The organism is Kribbella sp. NPDC004875, assembly GCF_042873375.1.
Classification (GTDB): domain Bacteria; phylum Actinomycetota; class Actinomycetes; order Propionibacteriales; family Kribbellaceae; genus Kribbella.
In genome coordinates this window covers 903,382-920,839 of record NZ_JBIALI010000002.1, presented here as the reverse complement: position 1 = coordinate 920,839, position 17,458 = coordinate 903,382, and the positions used below count along the sequence as shown (strand labels likewise).

15 protein-coding genes are annotated in these 17,458 nt (G+C 70.1%); 3 read left to right on the top strand and 12 right to left on the bottom strand.

The window, feature by feature from the left end; genetic code table 11:
• Positions 1 to 13: 13 nt before the first annotated feature.
• The 12 genes from ACFYRH_RS15415 to ACFYRH_RS15360 all read right to left on the bottom strand — a co-directional run bounded on the left by ACFYRH_RS15415 (position 14) and on the right by ACFYRH_RS15360 (position 9,054).
• Positions 14 to 946 carry a hypothetical protein gene (locus tag ACFYRH_RS15415; RefSeq protein ID WP_387774196.1) on the bottom strand — a complete coding sequence of 311 codons (933 nt, stop codon included), beginning with the start codon at positions 944 to 946 and terminating at the stop codon, positions 14 to 16.
• Between the two features lie 108 nt (positions 947 to 1,054).
• Positions 1,055 to 1,699: a hypothetical protein gene (locus ACFYRH_RS15410; protein WP_387774193.1), complete on the bottom strand. Its 645-nt coding sequence runs from the start codon at positions 1,697 to 1,699 to the stop codon at positions 1,055 to 1,057.
• A 21-nt stretch (positions 1,700 to 1,720) separates the two neighbouring features.
• A complete protein-coding gene (locus ACFYRH_RS15405; RefSeq protein WP_387774190.1) occupies positions 1,721 to 2,437 on the bottom strand; it encodes a pilus assembly protein TadG-related protein in 717 nt (238 codons plus the stop codon).
• Between the two features lie 223 nt (positions 2,438 to 2,660).
• Positions 2,661 to 3,098, bottom strand: coding sequence for a TadE/TadG family type IV pilus assembly protein (locus tag ACFYRH_RS15400; RefSeq protein WP_387774187.1), 438 nt, complete (start codon positions 3,096 to 3,098; stop codon positions 2,661 to 2,663).
• An 8-nt stretch (positions 3,099 to 3,106) separates the two neighbouring features.
• Positions 3,107 to 3,544 (bottom strand): TadE/TadG family type IV pilus assembly protein, encoded by a 438-nt coding sequence (locus tag ACFYRH_RS15395; RefSeq protein WP_387774184.1) that lies wholly within the window; start codon positions 3,542 to 3,544, stop codon positions 3,107 to 3,109.
• Positions 3,545 to 3,552: 8 nt separating this feature from the next.
• On the bottom strand, positions 3,553 to 3,777 hold the full coding sequence (locus ACFYRH_RS15390; RefSeq protein WP_387774181.1) for a hypothetical protein: 225 nt from the start codon (positions 3,775 to 3,777) through the stop codon (positions 3,553 to 3,555).
• 94 nt (positions 3,778 to 3,871) lie between these two features.
• Positions 3,872 to 4,792 carry a type II secretion system F family protein gene (locus ACFYRH_RS15385; protein WP_387774178.1) on the bottom strand — a complete coding sequence of 307 codons (921 nt, stop codon included), beginning with the start codon at positions 4,790 to 4,792 and terminating at the stop codon, positions 3,872 to 3,874.
• Positions 4,789 to 5,694: a type II secretion system F family protein gene (locus ACFYRH_RS15380; protein ID WP_387774175.1), complete on the bottom strand. Its 906-nt coding sequence runs from the start codon at positions 5,692 to 5,694 to the stop codon at positions 4,789 to 4,791. The genes ACFYRH_RS15385 and ACFYRH_RS15380 overlap by 4 nt, the downstream gene beginning before the upstream one ends.
• A 4-nt stretch (positions 5,695 to 5,698) precedes the next feature.
• On the bottom strand, positions 5,699 to 7,009 hold the full coding sequence (locus ACFYRH_RS15375; RefSeq protein ID WP_387774172.1) for a CpaF family protein: 1,311 nt from the start codon (positions 7,007 to 7,009) through the stop codon (positions 5,699 to 5,701).
• Positions 7,006 to 7,806 carry a hypothetical protein gene (locus ACFYRH_RS15370; RefSeq protein WP_387774169.1) on the bottom strand — a complete coding sequence of 267 codons (801 nt, stop codon included), beginning with the start codon at positions 7,804 to 7,806 and terminating at the stop codon, positions 7,006 to 7,008. The genes ACFYRH_RS15375 and ACFYRH_RS15370 overlap by 4 nt, the downstream gene beginning before the upstream one ends.
• Positions 7,806 to 8,546, bottom strand: a complete 741-nt coding sequence (locus tag ACFYRH_RS15365) for a hypothetical protein (protein WP_387774166.1) — start codon at positions 8,544 to 8,546, stop codon at positions 7,806 to 7,808. The genes ACFYRH_RS15370 and ACFYRH_RS15365 overlap by 1 nt, the downstream gene beginning before the upstream one ends.
• 46 nt (positions 8,547 to 8,592) lie before the next feature.
• Entirely contained in the window at positions 8,593 to 9,054 is a 462-nt protein-coding gene (locus tag ACFYRH_RS15360; RefSeq protein ID WP_387774163.1) for a hypothetical protein, read from the bottom strand.
• A 157-nt stretch (positions 9,055 to 9,211) separates the two neighbouring features.
• Between ACFYRH_RS15360 and ACFYRH_RS15355 the strand changes: the two genes are divergently transcribed.
• From ACFYRH_RS15355 to ACFYRH_RS15345, 3 genes are read left to right on the top strand one after another with little or no spacing between them, the layout of a single operon-like run.
• The gene (locus ACFYRH_RS15355; protein ID WP_387774160.1) at positions 9,212 to 16,306 is read left to right on the top strand and encodes a hypothetical protein; all 7,095 of its coding nucleotides are present in this window, start codon (positions 9,212 to 9,214) and stop codon (positions 16,304 to 16,306) included.
• A gap of 36 nt (positions 16,307 to 16,342) precedes the next feature.
• Positions 16,343 to 16,864, top strand: coding sequence for a hypothetical protein (locus ACFYRH_RS15350; protein ID WP_387774157.1), 522 nt, complete (start codon positions 16,343 to 16,345; stop codon positions 16,862 to 16,864).
• Between the two features lie 34 nt (positions 16,865 to 16,898).
• The gene (locus ACFYRH_RS15345) at positions 16,899 to 17,456 is read left to right on the top strand and encodes a hypothetical protein (RefSeq protein ID WP_387774154.1); all 558 of its coding nucleotides are present in this window, start codon (positions 16,899 to 16,901) and stop codon (positions 17,454 to 17,456) included.
• Positions 17,457 to 17,458: the final 2 nt, after the last annotated feature.

The window sequence follows — 17,458 nt, the reverse complement described above, 5'->3', positions numbered from 1 at the left end:
ACCACTGATCAGGTCATCCACCGATGGCCTCGACTTCCTGCACCGGCAGCCGCTGGACCGCCGACACGTCCGCCGTGCCGATCGAATGCCAACCGTCGGCGTCCTTGCCGACCCAGTAGGACACGTCCCACGTGATCGTCAGTTTCACCGTGTACATGCCGTCCGGCTGGCTGGCGCTGGACCGCGTATACGTGTGTTTGCACGTGTTGATCTGGTGAAAGGGATCTTGTGACTCGTCGTACCCGTCGGGTTCGTCAACGGGCGTCATCCCTGTCTTACAGGTGAACGGCGGCGTACCGTCCCCGGGATCGATCTTCAACTCGACGACCATGCCGCGCATCGTCAGGTTGTGTCCCGGGCTGTAATAGCTGCTCTGCGTACCGTCGAGTTCGTACGCCATCGAACTCTCGGCGGTGAGCGAGAAGAACGCCGGAATGTTCACCCGCGGCGTGAAGGTCGGCTTCACCACCAGCGCCGGCGGCGGGTAGTTCGTCTGGAAGTAGTACCAGAACGGCTCCATGTAGTCCGGGAACGGGCACTGGTTCTCCTCGGCCGGTCCGACCGGCACGTAAGCGCGCTCCAGGTGTGCTTCAGGGCCACCGTTGTAGGTGTCGAGCTTGTAGCCGGTGATAGTCACCCGGAGCACCCACTTCTTGCCGTCCGGGGCCTTCGGCAACCGGATCCCCTTCGGGATCGGGAAGTCCCGGCAGGGCACGAACGGCCGGCCGGCCAGTCTCGCCCGCCAGGTGGGCGGCGGGTTGTTGCCACCCATGTAGGCCGCGCCGGAACTGCAGTACGAGCCGAACCCGACAGAGTTCACATACATGCTGCAGACGCTGTTGCCGGTCTGGATGGTGTCGGCCGAGGCTGTTGTCGCGGGGCCGATCGTGAGTAATGCGAGAACTGCGCTCAGGACGAGCAGTGTGCGGCCTACTCGGTTGTGCATCCTCACTCCCCAGACTCGTCTTCCCGCAGATTATCTTCGGCCAGGGGCATCATGCCCGTTGCCGAGTGCCTCGTCACCTCTTCGCAACCTGAAATCTCTCGTTCCGATCTAGGCCGGATAGTGCACGCTCGCACAGTTCACGCCGGCCGCCGAGGCCAGCCGGTACGGCAGCCAGCCGATGCCCGACATCACCATCTCGATCACCTCGGGCGAGCCCTTCGGCGTCACGACCGTCCACCTCTTGCCCTTCGGATCCCAGTACTGCGTGGTCTGTGAGCGGCACGTCCGCACCGCGACCGTGGTGTCGCTGGTCTTCTGCACGCCGACGACGACCACGCTGCCCGGCGGGCGCATGACCCAGCCGTTGCGCTTGGCGTCCTGGATGCCCTCGGCCACGTCGGCGTAGAAGAACGCCGGAAACCGCTTCTTCAGGATCGTGTCGTCGCGCGACACGAGCGCCTGGAAGTAGAGCGGATACATCGTCACGAGGCCTTGGACGGCGGGGTTGGAGGCGTAGTTCCCGGCTTTGACGATCACCTGGCCTTTGGGGGCCGTCGTGGGCTTGGCGGTGGTGGCGGGCACGGTCGGCGCGCTGGTGGTTTTCGGTGGCGTGGGCGGGGTGTCCGCCGAGGTCGTCGTACCGGAGCCGCCGCCGACTGGCTGCGGGAGGCCGCCGTCGTTGGAGTTCTTACCGCAGGCGCTCAGCAGAGCTACGCCGATCAGCACGAGGGCCGGGAGGGCAATCCTACGCACGAAAAACAGTCCTCCAGGGGTCTAGCGCGTGCTCGTCGGCGCGCTCGAGGTGGGGCCTGACGGGCTGTCCGTCGGCGTGGTGGGTGACGACGGGTCCGGGCTGGGGGTCACGTTCGGCTTGCAGGTACGGGGGAACGGGAACGGCGACAGGGTCCAGGTCGGGGTAGGTGAGCCGACCGTCCAGGTCGGGCACGGAAGGTCGATAGTCGGCGGGTTCGCGATGGAGGTCGGTGCGCCGGGGCCCTGCGGGGTCGAGTTCACGACGATCGGGGGGATCGTCGGGCTGTCGTCGGCCTTGTCGACACCTTGTTCGGCGTGGGCTTCGCCGGTGCCGACGGCTTTGAGGGAGTTCTTGCCGATCAGGCCGAGGAAGGTGGTCTTGTTGTTGATGTCGACCTGGATCGCGACCTCTTTGTCGGTCAGCGTGGTCGGGCCGCAGGACGTCACGGCCGGGTCGTTCGACTGCACCTGGCCGCAGAACGTGGAGATCGCGGCGGCGGCCTTAGTGGTGTCGATCTTCGCCTCGGCGACGTTGAGCTGGATCGCGGCGGCGCCGACGCGGGCGGCCTCCTGGGCGTAGCCGACCGCGCGGGAGCGGGCGCCGAGCTGGCGGCCGCCGTCGATCACCAGGCCGGCCAGGGTGAAGATCATCACCGCGAGGATCGCCACCGCCGGGCTCAACGCACCCCGGGCGAACAACCGGTGGTTGCCAGGCGCATCGATCCGCAAGAACTCCACAACCCGCGACCGCTGCCGCTCCGCGGCAGCTCCCGCGACGGTGGGATTGACGGGAGCCGCGGCGACGGAGTCGGCGGGGGCGGGTGGAGGGACGACAGATGCCACCGGCGCGGAAACCGCAGGCGCACCCGGGGCGGACTCCGCGGGGGCGGGTGGAGGGACGACAGATGCCACCGGCGCGGAAACCGCAGGCGCACCCGACGCGGACTCCGCGGGGGCGGGGTCAGGAGCCTTCACCGCGCACCCCCCGGTACGGGTCGAGGGAGGAGGTGAAGCGTTTGGTGATCTTCGTGTCGCCGCCGAGGCCGAGGAGGCCGAGGTCGCGGTAGTTGATCGTGCAGGTGACCTCGACCGACAGCGGCTGGCCGGCCACGAAGCCGGTGGTGATGGAGCCGGCCGCGGACTCCTTGCAGGACTTGACCCCCTGCGCCATCGTGCCGCTGACCGCCTGGTCGACGCGCGTCTGCGCCTCGGGCAACGAACGCGCCTGGCTGGCGCTCCGGGCACCGTCGCGGGCCGCGCTCTCCAGCAGCGACGAGGTCTGGAAGTACCGCCCGCAGGCGAGCAGGAACATGAACAGCGCGAGCAGCACCGGGGCAAGGATCACCATCTCCAGCGCCATCGTGCCGCACTGCTCACGGATCCCCAGCTTCCGCTTCATCCTCACACTCACTTGTCGGCTTGGAACTGTTCGATCGGGCCGGTGGCGGTCCGGGTCACCTTGAGCTTCAGGCCGGGCACCAGCGAGACGGTGTCACCGGTCACCGTGAACGAGACCATGCCTTCCGGGCTGTTGTACGACGGGAACGGGACGCTGGTGTTCTGCAGCGTCGTCCCGCCGAGCTGCTGCGCGTACGACTGGATGTCCGAACGGACCTTCTCCCCCACGGCCGTGGTGTAGACCGGCGGCTGCACGAGCCGCAGCCGGGACACGCCCTCCTGCGCCGCGTTCAGCGCGACGGAACGCCCGTACAGCCAGAGGGCGGTCTGGATGGAGACGAAGATCAACGCCAGGATCGCCGGGGCGAGGATCGCCAGCTCCAGCGTGCTGACTCCTCGCTCCGACCGTCTCCGCGCCGATCTTCGCGGCGTACGCCGCCGGGCCACGGTGGACGTCAGCCCTGGTCGATCTCGGCGGTGCGCTTGCTGATCACGCGCTTCACGACCACGCCGATCGCGAGAGCGGCGGCGACCAGGATCGCCGAGATGATCGCCCACTCGAGTGCGGAGGCGCCCAGGTCGGTCTGCCCCGCACGTGCACGGGCGCGCTGGGTCTGTGCCCGCGCCACCGCGTAGCCGGCCATGGCCCGCCAGAACATCAACTCCGAGATCATCCGCATGCCTTCCGAATCGTGAGGCCGAAGCAGGCCTCAGTATGCCGTGTCAGACGGACGATTCCGCCTTCTGGATCCCTTGCCCTGATCACCGTTCGGTCTAACTTCCCAGGATCGCCACACCGGCAGGGAAGGCCAGGAACAGAAAGAACGCCGCGATCATGACGAGCTGCGCGACCAGCATGGACTGAGAGCGCTCACCCGCCTTGCCTTCCACGTCGGCCAGCTCCTTGCGGCGCAGCGACGCCGCCCGGGCCAGCAGTGAGGCGCGGATCTTCGCGCCCTCGTCGCCCGCGAGCGCCAGCGCGGACGCCAGGTCGCGGAGTTCGTCGACGCCCAGGTCCTCGCCGAGCCGGGCCATCGCGTCCCACGGCGTGATGCCGATCAGCCGCGCGTTCGCCAGCGCCTGCCGGATCCGGGCCATCGCCCAGTGTTCACCGATGGTGGACGCGGTCATCAGGGCCTCTGGCAGACCGCGGCCGCCGGCCAGGTTCATCGCGACCAGGTCCAGGAACGACCCGACGACGTGGCGGAAGTCCCGCCGCCGCTTCTCGGCCTCCTGGCGCAGCGCAAGGTCCGGCAGGAAGAACGCCAGCGCCATGAACGCCAGCGTCACGATCGCCGGCGCCGCACCGGGCGCGGTGAGACCGATCGCGGAGAACAGGAACAGCACGATCGGGATGAAGATCAGCGCGCCGAGCGCGAAGAACACCTTGGTGGCGAGCATCGCGGCGAACGGCTGGTTCATCACCGCCAGGTCGCGGCGCAACTTGCCGAACGCCCAGCCGCGCGCGTTCGCCTCCATCTCGAGCCGCCGGCCCAGCGTCTCCCGGGCCCGGTCGACACCGCCCAGCACCCGTTCGCCCGCCGCGCTGGTCGTCGCGCCACCGGCGTACCCGCCGCGGCCCGCGTCGATGCGCGCGATCGTGGACAGCACGTTCGCCCGGGGCTTGATGAAGATCCGGACCGCGAAGTAGGCGCCGAGCCCGGCGATCCCACCGGTGAGGAAGGCCCACGTCATCCGCTCACCACCTCCATCCGCTCGTCGCCCGACCGGTTGACCCGCCGGTCGTGGTTGACGCCGATCAGGAATCGCTCCGGTACCTCGATCTTCGCGAGCCGCCGCAGCCAGAGCAGTCCGAGCGCGTACAGCCCGATCACGACCGCCAACACCACTTGCCCGATGAAGCTCGTGTACGGCTGCATGTACGTCGGGTTGAACAGCACCAGTCCCGCCGCCATCACCAGCGTGATCGCGACCACCACCTGCACACTGCGCCGGGTCGAGCGGCGTTCCGCGGCGACCTTCCGCCGTACGTCGAGTTCCTCGCGGGCCGAGTCGGCCAGCGCGCTGAGCACCTCGCGCAGACCCGGACCACGGAGCCGGGCGTTCAGCACCAGGGCCGCGACGATCAGGTCCGCGGAGGGGTCGTTCAGGTCGTCGGCGAACCGCATCAGGGCCGACGGCAACGGTTCACGGATCCGCAGCCGGTCGACCAGCAGGTTCAGGCCGGGCTTGATCGCCGGGGCCGCGTTCACCGCGGTCGCCGGGATCGCCTGCTCCAGACCGACCGCGCCGGCGATCGTGTCCCGCAGCGCCTCGGTCCAGGTGGCCAGCGCCTCCAGCCGGTCGATCGCGCGACGCTCCTCGCCGGTGCCCCCGAAGAAGCGGTCCGCCATCGCGGCCAGCAGGCCGAGCGCGACCGCCAGTACCAGCCAGCGGGTCACCACCAGCACGATCAGACCGACCGCGATCCCGACGCCGAGCCGGATCAGGTTCTTCCGGTTCTCGGCGCTGCGGTTGCGGAACAGTGACGGTGTCTCGTCCTTGCGCTCGGTGCCGCGGATCGCGACGATCAGCAGCAGTACCGCGCCGCCGACGACCGCGCCGCAGATCAGCGCCCCCAGAGTCCTGTCGTTCATCGCCTCACGCCCAGGTCCCGTGCACGAGCGGCTGGTACCCGAAGTGCTCGAGCTCGTCCATGCACGCGATCGGCGCGTGCGCCGCGGCATGCCCGTCCGGTCCGGGGGCGAACACCTCGCCGGACAGCACCCGGCCGTCCCATCCGGTGACCTCGCGGATGCTCTCGACGTACCGGCTGAGGCCGCCGCCGTGCTGGTAGTCGTTGTGCTTGCGGATGAACACGACGAAGTCGAGCGCACCCGCGATCAGCATCTGGGTGGCGTCCATCGGCAGCCGCTCCAACGACTGGATGGCATAGGTGCTGATCCGGTTGAACACCTCCATCGAGCTGTTCGAGTGGATCGTCGACAGCGAGCCGTCGTTGCCCTGGCTCATCGCGTTCAGCATCGTCACGATCTCGTCACCGAGTACCTCACCGACGATCACCCGGCTCGGGTTCATCCGGAGCGAGCGGCGGACCAGGTCGGCCATCGTGACCTCGCCGACGCCTTCGGAGTTCGGCAGCCGCTCCTCGAACGCGACCACGTTCGGGTGCAGGTCCTTGAACTCGCCGAGCCCCAGCTCCAGCGAGCGCTCGACCGTGATCAGCCGCTCGTGCGGCTGGATCTCGTTGGCCAGCGCCCGCAGCAGGGTGGTCTTCCCGGAGTTCGTCGCGCCCGCGATCATGATGTTCTTCCGGGCCGCGACCGCCGCCCGCAGGAACGAGCCGACGTCGTCGGAGATGGTGCCGTTGGCCACCAGGTCGCGGAGGAAGACCTTGCCCAATCGGGCACGCCGGATCGAGACCGCCGGCCGCGAGGTCACGCCCATCACCGCGGACAACCGCGAGCCGTCCGGCAGCCGCAGGTCGAGCTGCGGGTTGGCCGAGTCGAACGGGCGGCTGGTCAGACCGGCGTGCGCGGCCAGTACCTGGATCAGCTCGACGAGTTCGTCATCGCTCTCGGCGACCGGGCCGGGGGTCTCCTCGCGACCGTCGCCGTACTGCACGAAGACCTGGTCGCAGCCGTTGATGTCGATGTTCTCGACCTCGGGATCGTCGATCAGCGGCTGCAGCCGGCCGACACCGAACAGCGCCGAGTGGATCGCGCCGGCGATCTGCGCGTCGTCGTCCGGGGTCGGCGGCGTCCGGCCCTCGGCCAGCTCGTACCGCGCGTGGTCCTCGAGCACCTGCACGATCAGCGACCGCGCGTACTCCCGCTCGTCCTCCGCGCTCATCGGAGGTACGCCGTTCACCTGGTCGCGCCGGCGCTGCTCGTTCAGCCGCTCGGCGACCTGGACGCGCAGCTTGCGGACCAGCTCCTGGTCCGCGCTCACCGGTAATCACCTGGCGGGAACGCCGCGTTGGCCATGTCGAAGTCCTGCGGCGGCGGGCTGGCGACCAGGGACGCCATCTCCGCGGTGATGTCGGTCGCCGTCCGGATCAGCGGCGTCTTGTCGAGCCGGCCGTGACCACGCCCGTCGAAGAACGCCGCACCGGCCGGGTCGTAGGCCAGGTGCCACCGGTGCCGCACCGGCACGGACATCGCGTCCAGCACGGTCCACACCTGCTTGACGCCGTCCCGGCGCTTCGGGTCGGCCACCACGACCACACCGAGCTGCGCGTCGACGTGGTGCACCAGTGTGGACAGCCGCTCCCGCAGATGCGCGACGGACGAGCCGGTCGCCGTACACACGAGGACGACGAGGCGTGCGGACTGGATGACCGGCAGCTGCGGCGACGACGCACCGATGCGCCCGCAGTCGGCCAGTACGTCGCCGTTGTGCATCTGGTTGAACGAGATGCCGAGCGGATGCCACAGACCGCCCATGCCACCCACCTGCTCGGGCGAACGAACACCGAGCAGTACGTCGAGTCCGCCGTCCAACTGCTGACTGTGCGCGTGGATCACCTCGTCGCCGAGACCCTTGCGGCTCGCGGCGGCCAGACTGACCAGCCCGCGGTCGGAGTTGAGCGCCGCGCCACCCGGACCGGTCATCCGGATCGCGACATCGCTACCGGCCGGGTCGCACTCGGCCAGCAGCACCTGCCGCGGCCAGAGGGCACCGAACACGAGGCTGGCCGTCGTCACTCCCGGCGAGCCCTTCGCGCTCGCCAACGCCACCAGTGCCATCAACGCCCTCCGGAGTTCCGGGAGACCTCGGGCTTGGTGGCCGGGGACAGCTTCGCCAGCATCAGCGACTTGGACGCCGCGGCCGCACCGACCAGCGTGACCTTGTCGTCCGGGATCAGGATCGTCACGTTCAGCGAGCTGTTGGCGCTGGTCTTGGAGTCCGTGATCGCGCCCGCGCTCGAGGTCACCTCGGCCGCCGTGACCAGTGTCGACGCACCGCCCTCCTGGTTGGCGGTGGGGACCCGGATCACCGACACGATGTCCCCCACGTTCAGCCCGTCCGACGGCGCGCGACCGGCCTCCAGGCTGACACCCACCAGCGCACCGCCGGTCGGGACCGGCGGGTTGGAGTCGCTGGTGAAGTTCTTCGGGGTGACGAACTGGTCCTTGTAGAGCCAGGTCGTCGTGTAGTGACCGATGTACTTGTCGGCCTCCGACCACGGGATCAGACCACCGGTCGCCCCGGCGAGGTCGCCGCGGGACAGGTCTTTGCGCTCGAGCTTGTGCCCGGGTTCGAGGTCACCGGAGACCGCGACGAAGTCCGAGCGGCTGCCACTGTTCAGCGCGATCAGCGCGGAGCCGGCGGCGCCGAGGAGGATCAGGATCACTGCGAGCGCGGCGAGCGCGGGGCGCCGTTCCCGGCTGCTGGGGAGGCGGGCCTGGCCACCACCCGTCGATCGGCCCGCTGCCCGGGACCCTTGGGACGAAGTACGCGTGGAGGACGAGAGACTCACCCGCATACCGTAATGGCAGCGTAGGACCACACGTGGCGGCAGGCCGGTGCCGTTACCTGGCCGCGACCCGCTTGCGTTCCAGGGTGGTCAGCAGCTCGTTGAAGGCGCCCGGACCCCCGTACAACTGGTCTAGATAGGTGTACAGCGCACGGAGTGCGTAGCCGACCTGCTGCTGCCATCCGCTCTGTGCCTCCAGCCAGGTTGTCAGGGCCCGTCCGTCCACCAAAGTGACCGCCGCGTTCACCGGCTGGACCAGCCGCTCGCCGCGCGGATCGGGCACCGGCTGATTCCCCCGGACCTCACGTACGGCGTCCGCCAGCGCGGTCCGCTCGGCCCCGGTGAAGACGTAGTCGAACCCGATCCCGCCGTGGATCTGATCCAGATAGGTACAGAGCGCGAGGAACAGCTCCACACCGTCGTACTCCGGTCCGTCGTTCGCGACATGCCGTAACCGCGCGACCATGCTGCGCGCTTCGGAGACACTCCACTGTGAGGAACCGAGCCGGTCGACCATGGCGTCGATCCTAGGGGCCACTCGGGCGTAAATCGTTAACAGTTCGCGTGCTTCGAGTAGCTGGCGAGTAACCATTTGTTTGCTAGATTCCAGAATTAGTAGGACGTCCTGGTGACAACTGGTGATCACCTGGACACACGGGAGGGGGCTGAGTCGCTTGGTCACACCCACGTCGCCGCCCACCGCGGCCGACCGTGCCCGCTGGGCCGCCGGTGCCGCGTTGGGGATCTTGCACCCGCAGGCGATTCCGCTGCGGGACGGCCGGGTCTGGTTGAACCGGCACGACGACGTACTGGCGGCGCGGGTACTGCGCTCGCTCGAGGAGCTGCTCGCCCGCCGGGCCGCGGACCACGTGTCCAACGACCGGCTGCTCGCCGAGGCGGTCGGGGTCCTCGGGGCCGAGATCGCGCGGGCGCGCGACGAGTCACCGGCCCGGGGCGCGACCGACGCGCTCGACCGGTTCCTGCGCGGACCGGGACTGGACCAATCCCGCCGTACCGAGGGCGAAGCGATGCTGCGGGTCGCGCTCAGCGCCGGCGCGGCGGACGACCCCGAAGCAGCCGCCCGGCTGCAGCGCCTGGCCGGCGAGGATCGGCCGGTCCCACCGTCCGAGATCCTGACGGCGTCGGCGACGATCAGCCGGGACGCGCAGCTGGTCGGGCTGAGTCCACCGCCACCGCAGCGCGCCGGACGGCATCGACCTCAGGTCGGTAACAACCACCGGAGAGCGCGAGGGTACGGACGGAGGTTGTGGACCTCGCAGATCCGCGGCACGGGCCTGGTGACCGGTGCCGAGGGACGAACAGAGTCCTCTCCCCCGCTGGACGAGGCGCGCGCACTCCGCGGGTTGCTGGCGCTGAACCAGGTCGACCTGTCCGGGTCATTGACCGATGCGCCGGACGTCGACTTCCAGAACAACCAGGCGGTCCTGCGGACGACCGCGACCGCCGTACCGCAGCACGTCCAGGTCGAGATCGGCCAGACCACGCTCGGCGCGATGGGCCAGGGCATCATCCGGTCCGGTACGGCGTCCGACCCGCACATCCTGCGGATCTCCTCGCAGGTCGCGGACGCGCAGCTCCGGCACGTCTGGACGCATCAGCTGGCCCAGATGACACAGGAGATCGCGGCCGCCGAGGCGGGCCGCCCGCGCGGCATCCTCGGCAGGCTCCGCTCCGCGTTCGGACACGAGCGCCGCGACCGCCGGCTGCAGGCCGACCACGCTGCCTACCAGGTGCTGGTCCGGGACTGGCACGACGCCCGCACCGAGACCCTCGCCTTCGGCCGGCCGAGTGGCCCGCGCAGCGTCGCGGACCTCGAGCGCGACCTGACCGGCCTGGCCCGGACGATCCGCAGGCACGGCGGCTCCGAGCCGGCCCTCCCGTGGACCGCCGAGGCGATCGTCAGCCCGGAAGCGGCCGCGTTCGGTATCGCCGCCGCCCGCGCCGAGGCCGAGGCCAAGCCGGCCCGCGGGACCAACGCCCACCTGCGCGCCCAGGTCGTCGCCCAGATCGAGTCTCTCGAGTCCACGGTCGCGGAGCTCGAGGACCAGTCCGACACCAAGAACGACACGGCCGAAGACGCCAAGAAGCAGGCCGACAAGCTCGACGAGGCGGCCGATGCCGAGGAGCAGCAGCTCGACATCGGTGCCGCCGAGCGCGCCCGGGTGCTGCGCAAGACGGCCTCCGGGCTGCGGCACAAGGCCGAGCGGCACACCGAGATCCGCGACGGGTACGGCGTGGCGGCAGTCGAGGCCCAGCTGGCCCTGGAGAGCTACCGGTCGCTGCTGAGCGACATCGACGGCGGCGCCCCGCAGTCCCAGATCGTGGCGCAGGCAGCAGCGGCCGAGCACCAGGTCGGGCTGTTCCAGACCAGTCGCGACGCGGCGCTGCCGGCCAAGGACTTCCTGCGGACCGGCGTGCCCGAGGGCGAGCCGGTCAAGCTGCCGGTCGACCGGATCAACCAGGCGCTGGCCGCGCACCGGATCAAGGGCAAGCTGCCGACCCGCGGCCCCCAGCCACTGCCGAGCGCGGAGTACCGCCGGTTGCTGGCCGAGGACGGCATGGTGTTCTCGATCCCGGGCAGCCCGGACGACCCGCTGTCGAAGATGCCGCAGGTGCGGCTGCGGATGCGGCCGCGCAACATCCGCGAGCTCACCACCCGCGACTTCGAGCTGGCCGAGCAGATGTCCGGCACGCTCGGCGAGGGTGGCATGAGCATCGCCACCACGAACACCCACTCGACGAGTCAGACCGTCGGAGTGAACCTGGGGCCGGTCCTCGCACTGGCCGCTCCGGGTACGCCGGTGCACGCCGCCGCGCAGCTCATCTCGCCCAAGGTCGAGGTGACCCGCGGTCGCACGCTGGCCGAGACCGGTGGCGCCACGGCGCACTACCAGTCCGGCTGGGTCGACGTGATGCGCGGCGAGTCCCTGCTGTACGAGTGGGACGGCGTCCTCGAGATCGAGGTGCGCAGCTCCCCCACCGAGCCGTGGTCGCCGGTCGAGACCGTCGATCTCGAGCGGCAGCAGACCTGGGTGTCGAGCGCGTACACCGTGAAGCCCCCGGCGGAGACGGTCTCGCTGGCCGAGCTCGGGTACGGCGATCAGGTCACGGGAGTGTTCCCACGGCACACGGTCACCAGCTTCACCGGTCTGCAAGGCGTCACCGACCGCTTGGTCGCGCGCGCCCAGCAGCAGTACGGCGACCTGGACCAGGTCGCCTACGGGCATATCGCCGGCCTGATCGAGAACGACTCGCACCGGTTGCTCCGCGAAATGACCCAGCCGGGCGGCATCACCCGGCGGTTCACCAACGGCGACAACTCGGAGTACGAGCTCACCTGGGAACTCGAGCCCGTCTGGGGTACGGCGGAACTCGTCGGCGAGTCCAGCGCTGAGATGTGGCAGGAGGAGGTGCTCGTCGATTTCGGCGGCATCAACGCCGGCCAGATCTACGGCACCTCCCTGACCGGCAGCGGTTCGATCGGCTTCCCGGGCGTCCCGGACCCGGGGCACCTCGCAGCCGGTGCGAATGCGCTGAACGACGTCGCCGGGTCAGGTGTGAACCTCGGGCCGCGGGTGTCCGCCGGGCGCAACGTGTCCCGCCAGGGCGGCCAGACCACCAGCATGACCACGATCGTCCCGAGCGTGCAGCGCAACGAGGGCCCGACCCAGGGTGTGCTGCTCGGCTTCCGGGCGAAGGCGACGTTGCACAAGGTCGGCGACAAGCGGCCGCCGATCGTCGAGCGGGACCTGGTCCAGGGCCTGCTGCGGATCCCGGAGAACGACCTGCTCCGGGCCGGTGGCCGCGCGGACAAGAACGCCGTACAGCGGGAATCCGACGGCAGCGTCAAGCTGCACAAGGGCCGGGTACTGCTGCGTGGCGACCCGGAACCGTCAACGGTTCCGCACCACGCACCGCCGTGGATGGGCAACGGCAAGTACCAGCTGCGCGGCACCGGCCGGGGAATGCCGCAGAACCTGCAGGGTGCCGAGGAGACCCGCGACCAGGCGTTGGCCGGGCTGCGTGAACTCGGCCTGGTTCCGCGCCCCGGCGAGCGCAGTACGCCGTGGCAGCGGGCCAACTGGGAGCGCATCCAGCAGCAGATCAACGCACCACGGATGGAGGCCGGCTTCAACCAGGCCGCGCAGGGCGGTCTGATCGTCGTCCTGGAGGACCGTGGGCTCGCCGGTGCGCCGCGCTGGCGGCCGTTCCGGTTGTCGGCCACGCCGGACTACGACGAGCGGTCCGAGTCGTACGACGTCGAGGATCTCGGGACGAGTACGAGCGAGAGCGCCGTACTGCTGGGGATCAGCTCGCGGGCCACCCAGCGCACCATCGGACGGTCCAAGTCGCTTCCCCTCTCGGCCGGTGTCGAGGCCAAGCACGGCCCGGAGAAGGGCGTCCGGGGCTGGATGGCGAAGGTCGCCGTGAAGTTCAGCCGGAACGCCGCCGGCCGGAGTACGACGTACACCGCCGGAGAGCGGCTCAACCGGGTCGGCCTGGGTGAGAGCACCGAGCCGATCCACCACCTCCGGAAGAAGGTCCGGTTCACGTTCGCGGAGATCACCAACCGCGGCGACGGCCCGCTGCTGGCGGACGTCCGCGGCAGCGTCGACGTCGGGTACCCGAGCTCGCTGACCACAGCCGCGGCGCCGGTGTTCGAGAAGAACCCGAAGCCGCCGCACCCGTCGGCCGTCGAGCAGGCGGTGCCGTTCGCGGTCGACGCCGGGAACGCGGCGGACGAGCTCTGTGCCGCGATCCCCGCGATCCGTGCGGACTCGACCGCGGCGCTGCACGAGGCGCTGTCGCCGAACAGCCTGATGGCGAACCGCGAGTGGATGAACGGGAGCTACCGGCTGCCGTTCACCGTGGTCCAGGCGCCGGGCAACCCGCTGCACGCGCTCACCGACGGCACGATCCTCCCGCAGGAGTACGAGATCGTGATCCGCGGCGAGCCGATCAGCCTGACGCACGTCGCGATGACGCAGGACAACACCGTCGACATCAACTTCACGATGACCGACGTGGGCTACACCTCCGGGACGTCGAAGTCCGGCGGTTTCAGCGTGGAGGCGGGCGGCGGATCGGTCGCTGCCGACGGTGCCACGCAGTCCGGTGGCCTCTCGGGCGGCCGGACCGGCGGTACGTCGCAGTCGACCACGGTCAGCGAGACGTCCGGCGAAGAGCGGCTGCTGATCAACCCCGGCACGCACCACGAGTTCCTCGAACGGTACCGGATGTACGCCGACATCGTGCACAACGGGAAGGTCGTCAGGACCGTCGCGCTGCCCGAGGCGATGGCCGAGAAGTCGATGGCCGAGCGGCGGGCTCTGGAGCTCTACGCGAGCGGGAAGCTGGACCTGCCGCTCTGGGTCACCACAGACGTCGCCGAGCGGTACCTGAACGACCGGACGACGATGGACGCGGACGTCGCGCTCGGTTTCGTGCACCGGTACCGGCAGGACAAAGCCGGTGTCGACACCGGCCTCGCGGCCACTCACACGCCGGAGCGGTTCGCGGCCAAGCTGAACGAGCAGACCGGTGCCCAGCCTGCGCCGGGCCTGGGGGCGGACGAACAACTGACGGCGGCCATGCAGGCGGCCGACGTACTCGCCCAGCAGGCCCGCGTGATGCACACCTCCCCGGTGTACGACGGGAGCCTCGGCGCCGGCGAGGTCGAGTCGGTGCGGCTCGAGAGCGACCCGGACCAGCTGGTCGACCTCACCGTGCTGGCCGGGCCGCAGATCGACGAGATCGCCCCCGGCCTGCGTGACGCCAGCAAGCAGCTCCAGCACGCGCTGGAAACCCGCCTCACCAAGGACAGCTACCAAGGCCACCTCGAGGACATGCTCAGCCCGGCCGGCGCCGAGCTCGCGATCGAGGTACCGCTGCCGGGGCAGCAGCGGCCCGACGTGCTGTTCGTCAAGGTGTGGGCACGCTTCGAGGGCGACATCACGGTCAAGTCCGTCCCGACCGACGAGCACGGCAACATCCTCAAGGACGCCGACGGCAAGGAGCGGATCCCGACGGTGAAGGCCGTCGGCGCCAAGCAGGACTACGACTACGAGCAGATCGACCAGACCGCCAACCGCACCGTGGCGATCACCGGCGGCGTCAGCGGCGGTACGCCGACCGCGCTAGGCGACGGCTCGGGTGGACTGTCGACGGACCTGACCACGACGAACACCTCCGCCGACAGTACGCAGAACACGAACATCCGGCGGCTGGTCCACGGCAAGAAGACCATGGCCGAGCGGACGATCGTGTTCACCACCGAGGTGGTGCGTGTCCACAAAGCCGGCGCGGCGGCGATGGCCAGCGCCCGCTGGCAGCTCGGCCGGATCGACCCCGCCGACATCACCAGCAGGTCGTCGCGCCGCGAGGTGCGCGCGGTGCTCCGGACGACGATCCCGACCGACGAACTGAAGGACGGTCCGCGACCCGCGGAGAAGGCGCAGGCGCTCGAGGAGCGGGCCGAGCACCGCGGGATCCAGCTGCCCGAGGGCGCGAGCGTCCTGCGGTACGTGTCGCACGGCCAGGGTGCGAAGCGGCAGGACGAGCTGTACGACAACCTGACCGCGTACCTGCGGCGGCCCGACGTGCTCGGCCGGGCCGGAATGGCGGAGTACCGGCACGTCGTCCGGCCGATGCTGAAGGCGAGCGCGGTGAAGGCCAAGGTCGGGCGGCTGCTCGACGGCGGCATCGACCTCCCCCCGCTGGCCAAACCCGGCAACGGGAAGACCATGATCAGCGTCAACGTCACCGCCAGACCGGTCGGCTGGGAGCTGACCGGTGATCAGATGGAGGGCCAGCAGGGACACGTCTGGCGGCGCCAGAAGGTGCCCCGCACCGGCTCGACCAGGAACCGGCGTACCCCGCTCACGGTGGACGGCGGGATCGCCGCGGTCAGCGGTTCGATGGGTGAGCAGGTCAAGGAGGGCGTCAGCGAAGGCAAGGGCACCCGGTTCGAGCTCAGCCGGTTCGCCGACGGCCAGCTGGTGACCGTCCGGATCCCGATCCAGTACGACGCCACGATCCGGACCACCACCGACAACGGTCGTGGCGAACCGGTCACCAGGAAGACCGACCACGTGCAGGGCCTCGCCTCCGGCCAGCTGTACGTCCGGATGCTGCGGCACCAGTTCCTCGAGGGTCTGCGGCAGATGGAGGCCGGCGCCTCGCTCGACAGCGTGCTCGCGAGCACCCGGCTGCAGGCCGTGCCGGAGAAGCTCGGCCGGCCGGACATCACCACGACCGAGTACCGGCAGGGGCAGTCCGGGCGCGTCTACCAGCCGTACCGTCCGCTCCTGGACGCGATCGACCGGGCGCGGACCACCGGGAAGCCGGTCGTGCTGAAGGTCCGGGAGGACGACGGCACGGAGCGCCTGTACCAGGCGCTTCCGGGTGATCGCAGCAAGGGCACGCCGCCGATGTTGCTCGGGGTGAACGACGGTGGATTCGCGTCCGCGTTCGCGACGCTGCACCCGACCGTGGTGCAGATGGCCGAGGGGCGCGTCGACCTGCGGCGGCTCTACAACACGTCGGCGCCCGAAGGCAGTTTCAACGCCAAGGTGTCCGCCGAGCTCGAGCAGGCCGGCGTACCCCGGGACGTGCTGAAGGCGCTGGACTACACGACGGCCGCGCGGACCCTGGCGCCGCCGCCCGAGCACCGCGCCAGACCGTCGACCGGTGGCGCGGGCCGGACGATTACACCGAGCAGCCACGGCCCGACGCTGGCCGGGCCGTGAGCGCGATGACGAACCGAGGAAGGCGAGAGGGGCGGTATGGCATTCGCGGTGGCGCGGACCCGGGACGAGGCACAGCTGTACCTCGAGCTGCATCCCTGCCCGGATTGCGGGGAGACCGACGCGCCGTGGGAGCAGGCGCTGGTCGAGATCGAGGGTGAGCTCGCCAGCAGCTGGTTCGCCGTCTGCCCTGGTTGCGCCGCGGAGCGCGAGTACCTGTTCGGCCTGCCGGCCCGCGAGACACCGGCACAGGGCTGGCCGACGTTCGGGGGCCCGGAGCCGTCGGAGGTGCTGGACGCCGGGCAGTGGCTCGACGTGGCCGACCGCGCCTCCGCCGACGTCCCGACGGATCCCGCCGAGGCGGGTAAGGTGCTGGCCGTCGCGCAGGCCGCCGTCACCGAGGTGATCAAGTTCGTGCCGGCCGGTGCGGACGCCGTACCGGCCGACGAGTTCTGGACGCCGGAGGGGCTGGCGGTCCGCGAGGTGGATCCGGGACGGTTCCGGCTCGAGCGGTTGCTGATCGCCCGGGACCTGTACGGCCGGCTGGGTCGTGAGATCTAGCGGGATATCTAGGGACACAGGAGCGAGACAAAGCATGCTGACCGCGAGGACCCTGACCGAGGCACAGGTGTACGTGAGTCTGGTGACCGCAGCGGACCCGAACGTGCCCTCGGTGCCCCCGGCGGGCCCCCAGCCGGGGGTCAACGTGGCCGAAGGCCCGGAAGCCTGGGTGTACACGACGCCGGCCGGGGACATCAGCATCCCGTACGCCTCTGAGCGCTCGGCGACCCTGATCGGTGCGCGGTTCGGCCTCGGCCGCTCGCAGCTGATCGACGCGGCGCAGTGGGCGATGGTCGCGCGCTCGTTCGCCCGGAAGGCGCTGGAGGCCGACATGGCCTACACCGGCGCGGCCGACCAGGACCGCACCGCGGTCGAGCTGAACTGGGAGTTCGCCGCCGACGCGATCTCCGAGGCGATCAAGTTCCTGCCCGACGACGCCGACGAGGTGCCGGACACCGAGATCTGGTCCGAGTACGGCGCTCAGGCGAAGGCGAACGACCCGCATCTGGTGCACCGCGCCAAGCTGCAGGACGACCTTGAGTACTACCGCGGCACGCTCGAGGACTTCCGCGCGTTGTACAGCGATTCATGATG

What these genes read in the sequence shown, in the direction of transcription:
- ACFYRH_RS15415 (WP_387774196.1), bottom strand. Translation starts at nt 946, where the DNA reads ATGCACAACCGAGTAGGCCGCACACTGCTCGTCCTGAGCGCAGTTCTC.
- ACFYRH_RS15400 (WP_387774187.1), bottom strand. Translation starts at nt 3,098, where the DNA reads ATGAAGCGGAAGCTGGGGATCCGTGAGCAGTGCGGCACGATGGCGCTG.
- ACFYRH_RS15390 (WP_387774181.1), bottom strand. Translation starts at nt 3,777, where the DNA reads ATGCGGATGATCTCGGAGTTGATGTTCTGGCGGGCCATGGCCGGCTAC.
- ACFYRH_RS15385 (WP_387774178.1), bottom strand. Translation starts at nt 4,792, where the DNA reads ATGACGTGGGCCTTCCTCACCGGTGGGATCGCCGGGCTCGGCGCCTAC.
- ACFYRH_RS15380 (WP_387774175.1), bottom strand. Translation starts at nt 5,694, where the DNA reads ATGAACGACAGGACTCTGGGGGCGCTGATCTGCGGCGCGGTCGTCGGC.
- ACFYRH_RS15370 (WP_387774169.1), bottom strand. Translation starts at nt 7,806, where the DNA reads ATGGCACTGGTGGCGTTGGCGAGCGCGAAGGGCTCGCCGGGAGTGACG.
- ACFYRH_RS15365 (WP_387774166.1), bottom strand. Translation starts at nt 8,546, where the DNA reads ATGCGGGTGAGTCTCTCGTCCTCCACGCGTACTTCGTCCCAAGGGTCC.
- ACFYRH_RS15360 (WP_387774163.1), bottom strand. Translation starts at nt 9,054, where the DNA reads ATGGTCGACCGGCTCGGTTCCTCACAGTGGAGTGTCTCCGAAGCGCGC.
- ACFYRH_RS15350 (WP_387774157.1), top strand. Translation starts at nt 16,343, where the DNA reads ATGGCATTCGCGGTGGCGCGGACCCGGGACGAGGCACAGCTGTACCTC.
- ACFYRH_RS15345 (WP_387774154.1), top strand. Translation starts at nt 16,899, where the DNA reads ATGCTGACCGCGAGGACCCTGACCGAGGCACAGGTGTACGTGAGTCTG.